Raw genomic sequence first — 15,585 nt, forward strand, 5'->3', positions numbered from 1 at the left:
GTGATGTACCAACAACGCGCTCACTCAAGGCTTGGTTGACGTCCAAACGCAAAAAAATGCAACCGTATCACTCGCTATTTTGATGAGAAAATTTGCTTCAAAAATAATAGCTGTCAGCGCAGGTGTTTATTGGCTTAAAGACCAATAAATATCGGAAGAAATTACAAGATTTTACGTATCAGGCGCTGGCGCTCACGCCCATTTCTTCCAACTCAGCAGAAATTTCCAGCCAGCGTTCTTCCAGCCGTGCCGTTTCGTCGTGGCCGGTTTTCAGGCGCCGGCCCAGGTCGGCGATTTCCGCGGGCGCCAGCGCCTGGGTGAGGCGTTCTTCCAGGCCGGCCCGCTCGGCGACCAGGGTGGCCAGGCGTTGGTCGATCTGTTCGATTTCGCGTTTCAGGGGCCGCGTTTTTTCCGCCAGCTGCTGGCGCGCCTGGGCATCGAGCTTGCGCTGTTCCTTGGCATCGACAGTGGGTTTGGCATCCATTCGGCCTTTGGCGCCTGTCTGGTTTGCGCTGGCAGCTATGGAAACAGGGGCGGTAACCGCCACGACAACGGGTGCAGGCGCTGCAGCGGCCTTGAGTGCCGCGCTTTCGGCCGCCGCTTCGGTCTTGGCCAGTTCGCGCTGGCGCTTGGCCTCATCGAGCAGGTAGCGCTGGTAATCGTCGAGATCGCCATCAAACGGCCCCACGGCACCGCGGCCGACCATCCAGAACTCGTCGCACACGGCGCGCAGCAGGGCGCGGTCGTGGCTGACCAGCATGACGGTGCCTTCGAACTCGTTGAGCGCCATCGACAGCGCCTCGCGCGTGGCCAGGTCCAGGTGGTTGGTGGGCTCGTCGAGCAGCAGCAGGTTGGGGCGCTGCCAGACGATCATGGCCAGCACCAGGCGGGCTTTTTCGCCGCCGCTCATGCTGCCCACGCTCTGCTTGACCATGTCGCCGGTGAAGTTGAACGTGCCCAGGTAGCTGCGCAGGTCTTGCTCGCGACTGGCTTCGCGGCTGTTGGGGCCCAGTTCGCGCGCCAGGCGGATCATGTGCTCCAGCGGGTTTTCGTGCGGGCGCAGCACGTCCAGTTCCTGCTGAGCAAAGTAGCCGATCGACAGGCCCTTGCCCTCGGTCACGGTGCCGGCCAGCGGCGCCATGGTGCGGGCAATGGTCTTGACCAGCGTGGATTTTCCCTGGCCGTTGGCACCCAGGATGCCGATGCGCTGGCCCGCCAGCACGCTGCGGCTGACGTTTTCCAGGATGGTGGTTTGCGCACCGTCTTCGGCGCGGTAGCCAAACGAGGCGTCGCTGATGGCCAGCATCGGGTTGGGTAGGTTCTGCGGCTCCTTGAATTCGAAGGTGAATTCGGCATCGGCCAGCACGGGGGCGATCTTTTCCATGCGGTCGAGCGCCTTGACCCGGCTTTGCGCCTGCTTGGCCTTGCTGGCCTTGGCCTTGAAGCGGTCGATGAACTTCTTGAGGTGGGCGATCTTTTCCTGCTGCTTGGCAAAGCTGGCCTGCTGCAATTCGAGCTGCTGGGCGCGCAGATCCTCGAACTTGCTGTAGTTGCCACCGTAGCGCGTGATCTGCGCGTTGTCGATGTGCATGGTGACGTTGGTCACGGCATCGAGGAACTCGCGGTCGTGGCTGATGACGATCATCGTGCCTTCGTAGCGCTTGAGCCAGGCTTCCAGCCAGACCAGGGCATCGAGGTCCAGGTGGTTGGTGGGCTCGTCGAGCAGCAGCAGATCGGACGGGCACATCAGCGCGCGGGCCAGCTGCAGGCGCATGCGCCAGCCGCCCGAGAAGCTGTTGACGGGTTTGTCCAGCTCGGACACCTTGAAGCCCAGGCCCAGGATCAGTGCCTGCGCACGTGGAATGGCGTCGTGGTCGCCGGCATCGGCCAGGTCGGTGTAGGCGTGGGCGATGGCCATGCCGTCATCTTCGGCTTCGGCCTGCACCAGTTGGGCGCGCAGTTCGACGAGGCGGGTGTCTCCGGTGACGACGAAGTCGGTGGCGGACTCATCGGTTTCGGGCATGTTCTGCGCGACCTGCGCCATGCGCCACTGGGGCGGGATGTAGAAATCGCCCCCGTCTTCGTGCAGGGAGCCATTGAACAGGGCAAACAGGCTGGATTTTCCGGCGCCGTTGCGGCCCACCAGACCGACTTTTTCGCCGGGGTTGATGGTGGCGTTGACGCCATTGAGCAGCACCTTGGCGCTGCGGCGCAAGGTGACATTTTTAAGAGTGATCATCAGGAGGAAAAATAGGAAACCAGGGCCTGGCGTGTGGCCAGAAGCACCTGGTCTTCGCCCGCGCTGGTATCTATCCAGTACACGGGCAGCTGCCCGAAGGCCGCTTCAAAGTGGGCGCGTTCGTTGCCGATTTCGAGAATGAGGACCGCATTTTCGCTCATGCGTGCGGGGGCGTCCTGCAGCAGCTGGCGAATGAAGTCCATGCCATCGGTGCCGCCCGCCAGGGCCAGGGTGGGTTCTGCCCGGTATTCGGCGGGCAGTTGCGCCATGCTGGCCGCGTTGACGTAGGGCGGGTTGCACAGGATCAGGTCCCACGGGCCGGGCAACTGGGCCAGGCCGTCCGACAGCTGCAGCGCGATGCGGTCCTGCAGGCCGTGCCGGTCCACATTGATGCGGGCCACGGCCAGTGCATCGGGCGAGATGTCGGCGCCCGTGACTTCAACCTCGGGCCAGGCCATGGCCGCCAGCACGGCCAGGCTGCCGTTGCCGGTGCACAGGTCGAGCACGCGGCGCGTGTGCGCGCCCAGGAAATCATCGATGCTGCCATCGGCCAGCAGCTCGGCGATGAAGCTGCGCGGCACGATGGCGCGCTCGTCCACGTAAAACGGCACGCCCTGCAGCCAGGCCTCGCGGGTCAGGTAGGCGGCGGGTTTGCGGGTGCGGATGCGTTCTTCAAAAAGTGTAGCTGCCAGGGCAAGTTGATCCTGGTCTACAGGCTGATTTGCCACGGAATCTGGGCCATCGCCCAGGTTGCTGTCGAGCGGCAGCCCGAGGCGCCACAGCACCAGCCAGGCGGCTTCGTCCTGGGCATTGGTGGTGCCGTGTCCGAAGGAAACGCCCGCGGCGGTGAGCAGTGCGGCGCCCGACTGCACCAATGCGCCCACGGTGGCGCCTTGCAAGGCGGGCAGGGCGGTGGTGGAGCCGGTCATGCCGCGGCCGCCTGGGTGGCTGCGGGCGCCAGGCTGGCCATCTGGTTCAGGTTTTCGAGGGTGCGGCGGTAGATGGCCTTGAGCGGTTCGATGTCGGCCACGACCACATGCTCGTCGATCTTGTGGATGGTGGCGTTGGGCGGCCCCAGCTCAATCACCTGGGGGCAGATCTGCGCGATGAAGCGGCCGTCGCTGGTGCCACCAGTGGTGGACAGTTCGGTGCTCAGTCCGGTTTCGGCCAGGATGGCCCGCTGCACGGCCGTGACGAGGTCGCCCGGTGTGGTCAGGAAGGGCTGGCCGCCCAGCGTCCACTGCAGGTCGTATTCGAGGCCATGGCGGTTCAGCAGGGTGTGCACGCGCTGCTTGAGCTTTTCGGCGGTGGATTCGGTGGAGAAGCGGAAATTGAAGTCCACCACCACCTCGCCCGGAATCACATTGGTGGCGCCGGTGCCGCCATGCATGTTGCTGATCTGCCAGCTGGTGGGCGGAAAGAAGGCATTGCCCGGGTCCCACTCGGTGGCGGCCATCTCGGCCAGCGCCGGCAGCGCCTGGTGGATGGGGTTGCGTGCCAGCTGCGGATAGGCGATGTGGCCCTGGATGCCGCGCACGGTGAGCTTGCCGCTGAGCGTGCCGCGCCGGCCGTTCTTGATCATGTCGCCGGTCTTTTCGACCGAAGTGGGTTCGCCCACGATGCAATAGTCGAGCGGCTCGCCGCGCGCCCGGAGCTGCTCTACCACCACCTTGGTGCCGTCCACCGAGGGGCCCTCCTCATCGCTGGTCAGCAGAAAGGCGATCGAGAGGTGCGGATCGGGGTGGGTGGCCAGGAATTCTTCCACCGCCACGACGAAGGCGGCGATGGAGGTTTTCATGTCGCTGGCGCCGCGGCCAAAAAGTTTGCCGTCCTTGTGCGTGGGCGTGAAGGGGTGGCTGCTCCACTGTGCCAGCGGGCCGGTGGGCACCACGTCGGTGTGACCGGCAAATACGATGGTCTTTGTAGCTTGCTGAGCAGATGGTGCAAGCGCCGCAGGCCGTTTTGCCCACAAATTGCTGACGCGGAAATGGTCGGGGCCACTGTCCAGGCGTTCGCACACAAAACCCAGCGGGGCCAGGCGTGCCGCCAGCAGGTCAAGGCAGCCGGCGTCCTCCGGCGTGAGGGAGGGCAGGGAGATGAGCTGTTCGGCCAGGTGCAGGGTGCGGGACATCGGGGAATTCAGGTGAGGCCGGGTCAGGCGGCTTTGACGTCCAGCACGATTTCGGTGAAAGAAGGTTGGTCGTCGGGGATGTCCCGCGCCTCTTTCTGGGCCCTGGCAGCGTTGGCCGCCAGGGCGAAGTCGTTTTGCAGACGCCACATGAGGTTGGTGGGCGAGTCGGCGTGGGCCAGTCCTTCCTTGCGGTCGATCTTGCCTTCCATGATGTGGTGGGCCAGGGCTTCTTCGAAGGTCTGCGAGCCTTCGGCCATGGATTTTTCCATGGCCTCCTTCACGCCCGAGAAGTCGCCCTTTTCCACCAGCTCGGAAACGAGCTTGGTGTTGAGCATGATTTCCACGGCGGGCACGCGGCCACCTTCCACCGTGCGCACCAGTCGCTGCGACACCACCGCCTTGAGCGCCGATGCCAGATCGCCCAGCATGGTGGGGCGCACCTCGACGGGGTAAAAGCTCAAAATCCGGTTGAGCGCGTGGTAGCTGTTGTTGCCGTGCAGCGTGGCCAGGCACAGGTGGCCGGACTGTGCATAGGCAATGGCCGCCGACATGGTTTCCCGGTCGCGGATTTCACCGATCAGGATCACGTCAGGGGCCTGGCGCAGTGCGTTCCTGAGAGCCGTCTGCAGCGACTGGGTGTCGCTGCCGATCTCGCGCTGGTTCACGATCGATTTCTTGTTCTTGAACTGGTATTCCACCGGGTCCTCGATGGTGAGGATGTGCCCGGTCAGCTGTTCGTTGCGGCTGTCGATCATCGACGCCAGCGTGGTGCTCTTGCCCGAGCCCGTGGCGCCCACCACCAGGATGAGGCCGCGCTTTTCCATGATCAGTTCGCGCAGAACGGGCGGCAGGCCCAGCGAACCGAGCTCGGGTATGTGCTGCGAGATGAAGCGGATGACCACCGCATAACTGCCGCGCTGGCGCATGGCGCTGACACGGAAACGACCCACACCGGTCAGCGGCACGCCCATGTTGAGTTCGCCGGTTTCTTCCAGCTCTTCGATGCGGTCCGGTGGCACCACCTCGGAGAGCAGGTTGCGCGGCGCGTCGGGCGGCAGGATCTGGTTGTTGATCGGCACGCATTCGCCGTTGATCTTGATCAGCGCTGGCGCGTTGGCCGACAGATAGACATCGGAGGCCTTCTTCTCCGCCATCAGGCGCAGGATTCGTTCCATCGTGCTCATGGTGTTTCCCTCTCGTTGTTCGTGTCGGCTGTGGTGGCAATTGCGCTGGCGTGGGCGGTCAGCCGCGCTCAGTCGCGCAGCAGATCATTCAGGCTGGTCGTCGAGCGGGTCTTGGCATCCACCTTCTTGACGATGATGGCGGCGTACATGCTGTACTTGCCGCCTTCCTTGGGCAGGCTGCCGCTGATGACCACCGAGCCGGCGGGCACGCGGCCGTAGCTGATTTCGCCGGTGGAGCGGTCATAGATCGGGGTGCTCTGGCCGAGGTACACGCCCATGCTGATGACGGAGTTTTCTTCCACGATCACGCCTTCGACCACTTCGGAGCGGGCACCGATGAAGCAGTTGTCTTCGATGATGGTGGGGTTGGCCTGCAGCGGCTCTAGCACGCCGCCCAGGCCCACGCCGCCCGACAGGTGCACGTTCTTGCCCACCTGCGCGCAGCTGCCCACGGTGGCCCAGGTATCGACCATCGTGCCTTCATCGACATACGCGCCGATGTTCACGTAGGACGGCATCAGGATGGCGCCCTTGGCGATGAAGCTGCCGCGGCGCGCCACGGCCGGTGGCACCACGCGCACGCCGGTGGCGGCCATTTCGTCGGCGCTGAGATTGCCGAACTTGGTGGGCACCTTGTCATAAAACCCCAGGTCGCCGGCCTCGATGAGTTCGTTGTCCTTGAGGCGGAACGACAGCAGCACGGCCTTCTTGATCCATTGGTGCACGGTCCACTGGCCCACGCTTTCGCGGGTAGCGACGCGCAGCTTGCCGTTGTTGAGCTCGGAAATCACATGCTCGACTGCGTCCTGCACTTCTTTGGGAGCGGAGGCGGGCGAGAGGTTGGCGCGGTTGTCCCAGGCGTTGTCGATGAGGGTCTGGAGTTGTTGGGTCATGGTGTCAGGCAGTACGGGATTGGATGAATTGGACGATGCGCAGCGCGGCTTCCACGCATTCTTCGGTGTCGGCCACCAGGGCCATGCGCACGCGCTGGGCGCCGGGGTTGCTGCCCTGGGCCTCGCGGGCCAGGTAGCTGCCCGGCAGCACGGTGACATTGTATTGAGCCAGCAAGGCCTGGGCGAACTCGGTGTCGGTCATGCCCAGGGCCTCGGGCACCCTGGCCCAGAGGTAAAAGCCGGCGTCAGGCAAGGAGACATCCATCACGCCGGCGAGCAGGGGCGTGACCTGCGCAAACTTCTTGCGGTAGAGCGTGCGGTTTTCCACCACATGCTGCTCGTCGCTCCAGGCGGCGATGCTGGCGGCCTGCACCACCGGCCCCATGGCGCTGCCGTGGTAGGTGCGGTACAGCAAGAAGGCCTTCATCAGGGCGGCATCACCGGCCACAAAGCCGCTGCGCAGCCCCGGCACATTGCTGCGCTTGGACAGGCTGGTGAAGGACACCAGGTTCTTGAAGTCGCTGCGCCCCAGTTGGGCGGCCGCCTGCAGGCCCCCCAGCGGGGGCTCGTCGCGGAAGTAGATCTCGCTGTAACACTCGTCCGAGGCGATGACGAAGCCATGGCGGTCGCTCAGCTCGAACAGCTTTTGCCATTCGGACAGCGGCATCACGGCGCCTGTCGGGTTGCCGGGCGAGCAGACAAACAGCAGCTGCGTGCGCTGCCACACCGCCTCGGGCACGCTGTCCCAGTCCACCGCAAAGTTGCGGGCCGGGTCGCTGGGGGCGTAATAGGGTGTTGCGCCAGCCAGTACGGCCGCGCCTTCGTAGATTTGATAGAACGGGTTGGGGCAAACCACCACGGGCTGGCCTCGGGACGGGTCGATCACGGTCTGGGCAAAGGCAAACAGGGCTTCGCGCGATCCGTTCACGGGAAGTACCTGGGTGCCGGCATCCACGGCCAGGTCGTAGCGTTTCGACAGCCAGGCAGAAAACGCCTCGCGCAGGCGCAACTCGCCCGCCGTGGCTGGATAGCTGGCCAGCCCGCCCAGGTTGGCGCTGATGGCATCCTTGATGAACTGCGGCGTAGGGTGGCGCGGCTCACCCATGCCCAGGCTGATCGGACTCAAGGCCGCAGGGGGGGTGATCCCCGAAAAAAGCTGCCGCAGCCGCTCGAATGGGTAGGGCTGCAGATGGGAAAGCAGGGGATTCATGGGGCTGCATTATGGGCGATGCCTTGCCCGCGCTGGCCGTGCCGCCACGCTGAAAAGGGGATCACCGAAGGAAAACCCATGAAGCCTGCATGTGTCAATCCGGCGTAAGTGGCGCTTTTCCGTATGTCTGTCGCTATTTGAAACCTGTCGGAGATGCCATGCCAGGGTTCTGGTTGCTGCGGCCGGGCCAGTGGCTTATGCGCTGGCTCCCTCTGTCCGGCTGGCAAGTACCGCTATTTCGGCTGCAGCGGCGGGGGCACCACGCACCTCATTGCGAGGCAGGGCCTCGCCGCTGCCGTGCGCGGGCCATGGCCGCTGCGATGGCGGCCTGGCGTGTCTCCTGCGCCATCGAGGCCGTGGAGGCCGGCGAAGCCGGTGCAGTGCCCGCATCAGGGGGGAGGGGCGTGCCGCCATCTGGCCCGGCCTCGGGTGGTTCGGCGCCGGTCTGCGCCAGCCGTTGCTGGCGCGCGGTGTAGCGCTGGCGTGCGGCGTCGGCCTGGGCCGAGGTCCAGGCGGCCCAGCCGGTGGCGTTGCCACTGGCATTTTCCAGCTGGATGCAGTCCACGGGGCACACCGGTATGCACAACTCGCAACCCGTGCAATGGGCTGGCATCACGGTGTGCATGAGCTTGTTGGCGCCCACGATGGCATCGGTGGGGCAGGCCTTGATGCACAGGGTGCAGCCAATGCACCAGTTTTCATCGATGACGGCCACCGTCCGCGGGGCCTCCAGTCCGTGGTCTGGATGGAGCGGCTGCACGGCCTGGCCCGTGATGGCCGCCAACCGGGCCACCCCCTCCTGTCCGCCCGGTGGGCACTGGTTGATGGATGCGATTCCTGCGGCGATGGCCTGCGCATAGCTGGCGCAGTCGGGGTAGCCGCAGCGGGTGCACTGCGTCTGGGGCAGGGCCGCGTTGATGCGCTCTGCCAGTTCGTCCACGTTCTGCCGCAAGCCTGGCATCAGGCCTTGCGTGCTGCGGAGCGCTTGGCGCCGGGCGTTGCCGGCGCTGCGGTTTTGGCAACGGCTTCACCGCCCGCGGGCTTGACCCACCGGGTGGCCACACCGGCTGGTGCCGGGTTGGAGCGGACTTCCTGCACGGCCTTGGGTGCAGCGGCCTTGGCAGGACGCGGGGCGGTGGCCGACTTGGCGGCGCGCGCGCTGGTGGACTGCGGAGCCGCTTTGGCAGCAGCTTGCATCGGCGCGGCAGGTGCCACCACGGGTGCGCTCGGTGCGGGGGCTGCGCTGACCGACACGACCGGTTCGCTGGCCGGTGCGGGCATGGAGGGTTGGGCTCGGGGCGCCTGGTGCTGCTGGATGAAGGCGCGCACCTTGGGATACACGATCTCACGCCAGCGGCGGCCGCTGAAAATGCCGTAGTGACCCGCGCCCTTGGCTTCAAGGTGGTGCTGCTCCTTGCGCTCGATGCCGGTGCACAGGTCGTGCGCGGCCTCCGTCTGGCCCGAGCCGGAGATGTCGTCGAGCTCGCCCTCTACCGTGAACAGCGCGGTGGTCGTGATGTCCTGCGGACGCACGCGCTCGATCTTGCCTTCGGGCGAGCGCACATCCCAGGTGCCGTTGACCAGGCTGTAGTCCTGGAACACGGTCTTGATGGTTTCCAGGTAGTAATCCGCATCCATGTCCAGCACGGCGTTGTATTCGTCGTAGAACTTGCGGTGCGCTTCGGCGCTGGCGTCGTCGCCCTTGATCAGGTCCTTGAAATAGTCGTAGTGGCTGGTGGCATGGCGGTCGGGGTTCATGGCCACAAAGCCGGTGTACTGGAGGAAACCGGGGTACACGAGGCGGCCGGCGCCCGGAAAGTTGTCGGGCACCCGGAAGATCACGTTGTTTTCAAACCACTCGTAGCTGCGGTTCGTGGCCAGGTTGTTCACCGTGGTGGGGGACCTGCGTGCATCGATGGGGCCACCCATCATGGTCATGGTGATGGGGGTGGTTTCGCCCCGGCTGGCCATCAGCGACACGGCGGCCAACACCGGCACGGTGGGCTGGCAGACACTGATCACATGGCAGTTGCCATAGATGCCCTGCAGGTGGCGAATGAACTCCTGCACATAGTTCACATAGTCGTCGAGGTGGAACTCCCCCTCGGACAGGGGCACCAGGCGGGCACTGCGCCAGTCGGTGATGTAGACCTTGTGGTCCTTGAGCATGGTGCGCACGGTGTCGCGCAGCAAGGTGGCGTAGTGGCCCGACAGCGGCGCCACGATCAGCACCACGGGCTGGGTCTTGAGCTTGGTCAGCGTGGCCGGATCGTCCGAAAAGCGCTTGAAACGGCGCAGTTCGCAAAAGGGCTTGTTGATCTCGACGCGCTCATGGATGGCCACGCCCACGCCGTCCACATCCACCGTGGGAATGTCGAATTCCGGTTTTTCATAGCCCTTGCCCAGGCGGTAGAGCAGGTCGTAGCCGGCAGAAACGCGCTGCGCGAGCGGCATTTGGCTCAGGAAGGAGGAGGGGTGGCTGTACAGCTTGGAGGCCGCTTGGGCAAATTCGGCAAAGGGCTCCATTAAGGAGCGTTGGGTTTCGTAGATCTGGTAGAGCATGGGTGAAACTCCGTTATGTTGCAGTGCAATATAACAGCAACTCGTTACGAGTGTCTGGAGTGAAACCACCAATCCGAAGTCACCTGGGGGACAAGCCGGTGGCATCGGGGCATGGCCTGTATCTTTGTCTTTGATGCTATAAAAATTAGAGCTTCATGCGCAATACTGTTAATCGCTAACAGTAATTTTATTCTGGTTTTCTCGTGTGCAACTTGGGGGTGCCGGGGCACGCTGCTGTCTTTGTCTGCCTCAAGGGCTGCCGTGCTCCTGCAGCCAGGCTTCGAAGCTTTCCCGCGCCACGTTGCGCAGGGCCGGGCGGAACGCGGTGCTGTTACTGAGGTACAGGCAATGGCGGATCACGGTGTAGGGGTTGAAGCTGCCCTGCGGGTTCTGTTCTTCAAAGTGCAGCTTGTAGCGTTTGACCACGGCGATGGTTTCACGCAGCAGCGCATTGAAACGCGCGCGCGTCATGCCGGGCGACCAGCTCTGGATGTCGTCCACGAAACTGTCCACCTTGTAGGGTTCGAACTCGAAATCCTTGAAGAAGTGGTTGGCAATCTTGAGGAAGGTGAAGGCGTTGAGCTCGCTGCCGGGGGGCGCTAGCTTGTCTGCCATCGGTGCTCCGGCTTCCGGCAGGATTTCGGCGGTTTCGTCGGGCGCCTCCAGCAACTCGGCTGCGGTGGCGTCGCGGATCTGGCGAAACTCGCGGTCTGCCAGCTCGAACAGTGCCGACAGCACATTGATGCGGCGCTTGAGCTGGCCAGGAATCGATTTCTTGTACTTGATCTTGTGGTCCAGCACGCTCCACGAGTCCTGGATGATGGTGCGCACCTGCAACTCGAAAGCATGGTCCGCGCAGGCGGCATGCTCAGGCAATGCCCGCCGGGCAGCGTTGAGCCGCAGGTCCAGGTGCAGGCCCTTGTAGCCAAACGAGGCCTCGGTGCCTTCCACGGCCGCTACCTTGTCGGTGACATCCATCACGTCAAAGTGCGAGCGCACCAGGCGGGCCACCTTGTCGAGCTCGTCTTCATACAGGCAAACCACGCGCACCCCGATCAGGTCGGTGATGTAGGGGGCAATCTCATAGGGCTGGTTGGCTTCTTCCAGCATCGGCCGGTACTTGCGGGTGAATTTACGGATCGACTCTTCCTTGTCCTTCACGCGCCCCTCGATCTTGGATACATCCACCTGCCCTGAAGGGGTCAGCAAGGAAGTGAGCAGGGCGACGAAGGACGCGCAGGCCTCCTGCAAACGGGGCAGATTCTGCGCATGGAAGGCATGGAAGCGGGTTTCTTCCCGTTCAAAGTCAAGCGATGGCATAGGGGGCTTTCGAATGCACCTGTACCCCGGATCGTAAGGCCGGCATGGCCCTGTGTGGCTGTCGGGGGCAGGTCTGTTGCCGTGTTTGCATATCGCCACAGGGCAGGGGCAGTTCGCGGGGACGCATACAAATACTTAGGATCGCGAACTGTCAGCTTGCCCATAATGGCGCCAAGCAGTCCGGGCGTGTGCGCGCCACGGGAATCAACGGACGGCCTGTCGTGCATTACAACCACCCATTTTTTAGATCCATGAGCCAGCCCCACCAGCCCGGCAAGCTGCCCGACACCGAAGGCCGCTGGCATCTGCTTGCACTGTTGGGCCCGGTGCTGGCGATTTTTTTGCTGGGGCTCACGTTCCTGTATTGGCAGGCCGCCGAGCGGGAGGCGGGGGCCAAAAGGCAGCAGGCGTTCACCGCCTCGGTGGCCCGCATCGTGGACAGCCTCAAGGACCGGATGGCCACCTACGAGTTGCTGTTGCGTGGTGTCAAGGGCTACTACGACGGCTCCAATGACATCGATCGCGACGAGTTCCAGGCTTATGTGGGGGCGCTGCGCCTGTCGGAAAGCCGACCCGGTTTGCAGGGCCTGGCGTATGCCCTGGACTTGCCGGCCGACCAGTTGGGCGTCCATACGGCACACATCCGCGCGCGCGGCTCTTCTTCCTACACCGTGCATCCGGCGGGCGCACGCGCACGCTACACGCCCATCACCCACATCGAGCCCCAGTCCAGCGACAACCTCAAGGTGCTGGGGTTTGATATCTCCACCGTGCCGGCCGCCCGCGAGGCGCTGGACCGTGCACGCGACACCGGACAACTGGCGCTGACCTCCCGGCTCCAGCTGCGGCAGGATGTGGGCCGCGATGCCGTCAGCGGGCTGGTCATGTACCTGCCCATCTACCAGCGGAATGCCGACCTGGCCTCGGTCGAAGGCCGCCGGCGCGGCATTGTGGGCTGGGTGTCGGCCCCTTTTCGCGTGCCCGAGCTGCTGCGGGGGATGGCGCAGCAGCTGGACTCGGACATCGACCTTGCCATCTACGACGGCGACCCGCAGGCCGGGGGCGGCCTTCTGCACGGGCGCGCGAACCTTCCTGCCGCCCCGGAAGGCGCGCCGCCGGGCCTGCGCGCTAGCCGCCCAATGGAGCTGGGTGGGCGCACCTGGACGCTGGTGATGCAGCCGTTGCCGGCTTTCGAGCAACGCTTCGAAGACCCGGACAACGGCCTGTTTGCCGCCATGGGCGCTGCCCTGAGCCTGCTGGCGGGCGGGCTGATCTGGGTGACGGCCACGGGCCGCGAGCGTGCCATGGGGCTGGCCCGCCGCATGACGCAGGCGCTGCGCAGCACCCGCGACGACCTGGAAAGCATCCTCAACGCTGTTCCCGACCTGCTGTTCGAGGTGGGGCTGGATGGGCACATCCACCACTACCGCGCGGCGCGTTCGGCGCAATTGCTTGCACCGCCCGAGATGTTTCTGGGCCGGAAGATGGAGGAGATCCTGCCGCCCGAAGCCGCTGCAGGGTGGCGGGTGGCACTGCAGGCGGCCCACGACACGGGCTATTCGAGCGGCCACCAGTACCACCTCGAACTGGGGCAACAGACCCACTGGTTCGAGCTGTCCATCGCCCGCAAGGAAAGCACCACACCGGGGCAGGAACCACGTTTCATCGCCTTGTCCCGCGACATCACGCAACGCAAGCTGGCCGAAGCCCGCACGCACCAGCTCGCTTACTTTGACGCACTGACCGGCCTTCCCAACCGCCGCATGCTGCTGGACCGCATGGACCATGCCCTGGCCTCGGCACGCAAGTCGGGGCAGGTGGGGGCCTTGTTGTTCATCGATCTGGACGACTTCAAGCAGATCAACGACGCCCGCGGACATTCGCTGGGGGACGAGCTGCTCAAGCAGGTGGCGCAGCGCCTCACGCAGTTGCTGCGTCCTGGCGACACCGTCGCGCGCACAGGGGGTGACGAGTTCGTGATGCTCGTCAACGGCATGGCAACCGACATGGAATCCGCCGGGCGCAGTGCCCTGCTGGCGGCCGAGGCCGTGCGCACGGCGCTGGAGGCGCCCTACACCATAGACACCCACCTGTACAGCAGCACGGGCAGCATTGGCATCACCCTTTTTCCCAAGCGCGGCGAGGAGGTCGAAGACCTGCTGCGCGAGGCCGACACCGCCATGTACCGTGCCAAGGACCTGGGGCGCAACCGCATCCGCTTTTATGAAGCCGACATGCAGGCCGACGTGCAGGAGCGCCTGGCGCTGGAGCAGGACCTGAAAAAAGCCAGCACCGACGGCCAGCTGGCAGCCTTCGTGCAGTCGCAGGTAGATGCGTTTGGCGCGGTGGTCGGCGGCGAGCTGCTCATGCGCTGGAACCACCCGGTGCGCGGCAATGTGCCGCCCAGCCGCTTCATTCCGGTGGCGGAATCCTCGGGGCTGATACTGCGCCTGGGCGACTGGATGATCCTGCAAGCCTGCGAGACGCTGGCGCGCCTGCACGCAGCGGGGCAGGATCTTTCAATATCGGTCAACGTGAGCGAGCGCCAGTTCCGCCAGGACGACTTCGTTGAACGCGTGCGCGACCTGCTCGCGCAGACCGGGGCCTCGGCGGCCCAGCTTATCCTGGAAGTCACCGAAAGCCTGCTGATCGAAAACCTCGACGACACCATTGCCCGCATGACCGAGCTGGGGCAGCTCGGCGTGCGCTTCTCGATCGACGACTTTGGCACCGGCTATTCCAGCCTGGCCTACCTCAAGCGCCTGCCCCTGTTCGAGCTGAAGATCGACAAGAGCTTTGTGCAGGACACACCCGACGACCCGAGCGACACCGCCATCGTGCAGTCCATCATTTCGGTGGCAAGGCACCTCAAGCTGCGCGTGGTGGCCGAGGGTGTGGAAACCCGCGCCCAGGCCGACTTTCTGGTCAGCAGCCATTGCGACTGCCTGCAGGGTTACCTGTTTTCCCGTCCCGAGCCACTGCCTGGATGGCTTGCGCGCCAGCTGGGCGGCGTGTAGGAACAGGTTCCAGGTTCGCGGGATCAGGCCTCTACCGGGCTGGCGTGCGCCAGGGCCATCACTTCGTGCGGCGGCAGGCCCTTGAGGCGGTGGTCGCTCCAGACCTGGCGCCAGCGGCGCGAGCCTGCCAACCCATGGCGCAGGCCCAGCATGTGCCGGGCGATGCTGGCCCAGGGCGTGCCGTGCGCAGCGGCCTCGCGCGCCATGTAGTCCACCATGGCGGCCTCCACGTCCTCGCGGGTGAGCGTGCTTTGCTGGGTGCCGTAGTACAGCGCATCCCAGCGCGCCAGCCACCAGGGGTTGTGATACGCCTCGCGGCCCACCATCACGCCATCAAGCCCCGCCAGCTGCTCCTGCACTGCTGCATCGGTGTTCAGGCCGCCGTTGATGGCAAAGGTCAGGTGCGGAAAATCGGCCTTGAGCTGGCGCACCACCTCGTAGCGCAGCGGTGGCACTTCGCGGTTCTCCTTGGGCGACAGGCCCTTGAGCCAGGCATTGCGCGCGTGCACGATGAACACCGTGCACCCCGCAGCAGCCACGGTGCCCACGAAGTCGCGCACGAAGCCGTAGCTCTCATCCTTGTCGATGCCGATGCGGTGCTTGACCGTGACGGGCACCTGCACCACGTCCACCATGGCCTTCACGCAGTCGGCCACCAGCTGGGGTTCATTCATCAGGCAGGCGCCAAAGGCACCGCGCTGCACGCGCTCGCTGGGGCAGCCGCAGTTGAGGTTGATCTCGTCATAGCCCCACTGCTCGCCCAGCCGCGCGCAATGCGCCAGATCGGCGGGCTCGCTGCCGCCCAACTGCAGCGCCACGGGGTGCTCTTCAGCGTTGAAGCGCAGATGGCGCTGCACATCGCCATGCACCAGCGCGCCCGTGGTCACCATCTCGGTGTACAGCAGCGTGTGCCGGCTCAGCAGCCGGTGCAGATAGCGGCAGTGGCGGTCAGTCCAGTCCATCATCGGGGCGACGGACATGCGCCAGGGGCTCAGTGTGGGTTCCACAGTCAAGACAGCAGGGGAAGGG

General features: G+C 64.9%; 11 protein-coding genes. 1 reads left to right on the plus strand and 10 read right to left on the minus strand.

Going from position 1 to position 15,585, the window contains the following annotated elements; translation table 11 throughout:
• Positions 1–178 precede the first annotated feature (178 nt).
• From AC1RDS_RS16460 to AC1RDS_RS16500, 9 genes are all read right to left on the minus strand, one after another.
• Positions 179–2,239, minus strand: a complete 2,061-nt coding sequence (locus AC1RDS_RS16460) for an ABC-F family ATP-binding cassette domain-containing protein (RefSeq protein WP_092698416.1) — start codon at positions 2,237–2,239, stop codon at positions 179–181.
• On the minus strand, positions 2,239–3,168 hold the full coding sequence (prmB, locus tag AC1RDS_RS16465) for a 50S ribosomal protein L3 N(5)-glutamine methyltransferase (protein ID WP_348683784.1): 930 nt from the start codon (positions 3,166–3,168) through the stop codon (positions 2,239–2,241). The genes AC1RDS_RS16460 and prmB overlap by 1 nt, the downstream gene beginning before the upstream one ends.
• The gene (gene dapE / locus AC1RDS_RS16470; protein ID WP_092698412.1) at positions 3,165–4,370 is read right to left on the minus strand and encodes a succinyl-diaminopimelate desuccinylase; all 1,206 of its coding nucleotides are present in this window, start codon (positions 4,368–4,370) and stop codon (positions 3,165–3,167) included. The genes prmB and dapE overlap by 4 nt, the downstream gene beginning before the upstream one ends.
• Before the next feature lie 23 nt (positions 4,371–4,393).
• Complete coding sequence (locus tag AC1RDS_RS16475) at positions 4,394–5,554, minus strand: PilT/PilU family type 4a pilus ATPase (protein ID WP_092698410.1); 1,161 nt, start codon at positions 5,552–5,554, stop codon at positions 4,394–4,396.
• Positions 5,555–5,622: 68 nt separating this feature from the next.
• Entirely contained in the window at positions 5,623–6,447 is an 825-nt protein-coding gene (gene dapD / locus AC1RDS_RS16480) for a 2,3,4,5-tetrahydropyridine-2,6-dicarboxylate N-succinyltransferase (protein ID WP_348683788.1), read from the minus strand.
• Positions 6,448–6,451: 4 nt separating this feature from the next.
• On the minus strand, positions 6,452–7,657 hold the full coding sequence (gene dapC / locus AC1RDS_RS16485; protein WP_348683790.1) for a succinyldiaminopimelate transaminase: 1,206 nt from the start codon (positions 7,655–7,657) through the stop codon (positions 6,452–6,454).
• A gap of 268 nt (positions 7,658–7,925) precedes the next feature.
• A complete protein-coding gene (gene rsxB, locus AC1RDS_RS16490) occupies positions 7,926–8,618 on the minus strand; it encodes an electron transport complex subunit RsxB (RefSeq protein WP_348683792.1) in 693 nt (230 codons plus the stop codon).
• Complete coding sequence (locus AC1RDS_RS16495; RefSeq protein ID WP_287877884.1) at positions 8,618–10,219, minus strand: polyhydroxyalkanoate depolymerase; 1,602 nt, start codon at positions 10,217–10,219, stop codon at positions 8,618–8,620. Before AC1RDS_RS16495 ends, rsxB begins: the two co-directional genes overlap by 1 nt.
• 249 nt (positions 10,220–10,468) lie before the next feature.
• Positions 10,469–11,539 carry a GTP pyrophosphokinase gene (locus tag AC1RDS_RS16500; protein WP_348683794.1) on the minus strand — a complete coding sequence of 357 codons (1,071 nt, stop codon included), beginning with the start codon at positions 11,537–11,539 and terminating at the stop codon, positions 10,469–10,471.
• A gap of 251 nt (positions 11,540–11,790) precedes the next feature.
• Between AC1RDS_RS16500 and AC1RDS_RS16505 the strand changes: the two genes are divergently transcribed.
• Entirely contained in the window at positions 11,791–14,556 is a 2,766-nt protein-coding gene (locus tag AC1RDS_RS16505; RefSeq protein WP_287877879.1) for a bifunctional diguanylate cyclase/phosphodiesterase, read from the plus strand.
• A 23-nt stretch (positions 14,557–14,579) separates the two neighbouring features.
• Here the strand turns inward: AC1RDS_RS16505 and dusA are convergent, their stop codons facing one another.
• Complete coding sequence (gene dusA, locus AC1RDS_RS16510; RefSeq protein WP_092698980.1) at positions 14,580–15,569, minus strand: tRNA dihydrouridine(20/20a) synthase DusA; 990 nt, start codon at positions 15,567–15,569, stop codon at positions 14,580–14,582.
• Positions 15,570–15,585: the final 16 nt, after the last annotated feature.

This window comes from Acidovorax sp. GW823-FHT02H02, from assembly GCF_058797075.1.

Excerpts from the sequence above, each read along its gene's own strand:
- AC1RDS_RS16460 (WP_092698416.1), bottom strand. The coding sequence starts at position 2,239 with ATGATCACTCTTAAAAATGTCACCTTGCGCCGCAGCGCCAAGGTGCTG.
- AC1RDS_RS16500 (WP_348683794.1), bottom strand. The coding sequence starts at position 11,539 with ATGCCATCGCTTGACTTTGAACGGGAAGAAACCCGCTTCCATGCCTTC.
- rsxB (WP_348683792.1), bottom strand. The coding sequence starts at position 8,618 with ATGCCAGGCTTGCGGCAGAACGTGGACGAACTGGCAGAGCGCATCAAC.
- dapD (WP_348683788.1), bottom strand. The coding sequence starts at position 6,447 with ATGACCCAACAACTCCAGACCCTCATCGACAACGCCTGGGACAACCGC.
- AC1RDS_RS16475 (WP_092698410.1), bottom strand. The coding sequence starts at position 5,554 with ATGAGCACGATGGAACGAATCCTGCGCCTGATGGCGGAGAAGAAGGCC.
- dapC (WP_348683790.1), bottom strand. The coding sequence starts at position 7,657 with ATGAATCCCCTGCTTTCCCATCTGCAGCCCTACCCATTCGAGCGGCTG.
- AC1RDS_RS16505 (WP_287877879.1), top strand. The coding sequence starts at position 11,791 with ATGAGCCAGCCCCACCAGCCCGGCAAGCTGCCCGACACCGAAGGCCGC.
- prmB (WP_348683784.1), bottom strand. The coding sequence starts at position 3,168 with ATGACCGGCTCCACCACCGCCCTGCCCGCCTTGCAAGGCGCCACCGTG.
- AC1RDS_RS16495 (WP_287877884.1), bottom strand. The coding sequence starts at position 10,219 with ATGCTCTACCAGATCTACGAAACCCAACGCTCCTTAATGGAGCCCTTT.
- dapE (WP_092698412.1), bottom strand. The coding sequence starts at position 4,370 with ATGTCCCGCACCCTGCACCTGGCCGAACAGCTCATCTCCCTGCCCTCC.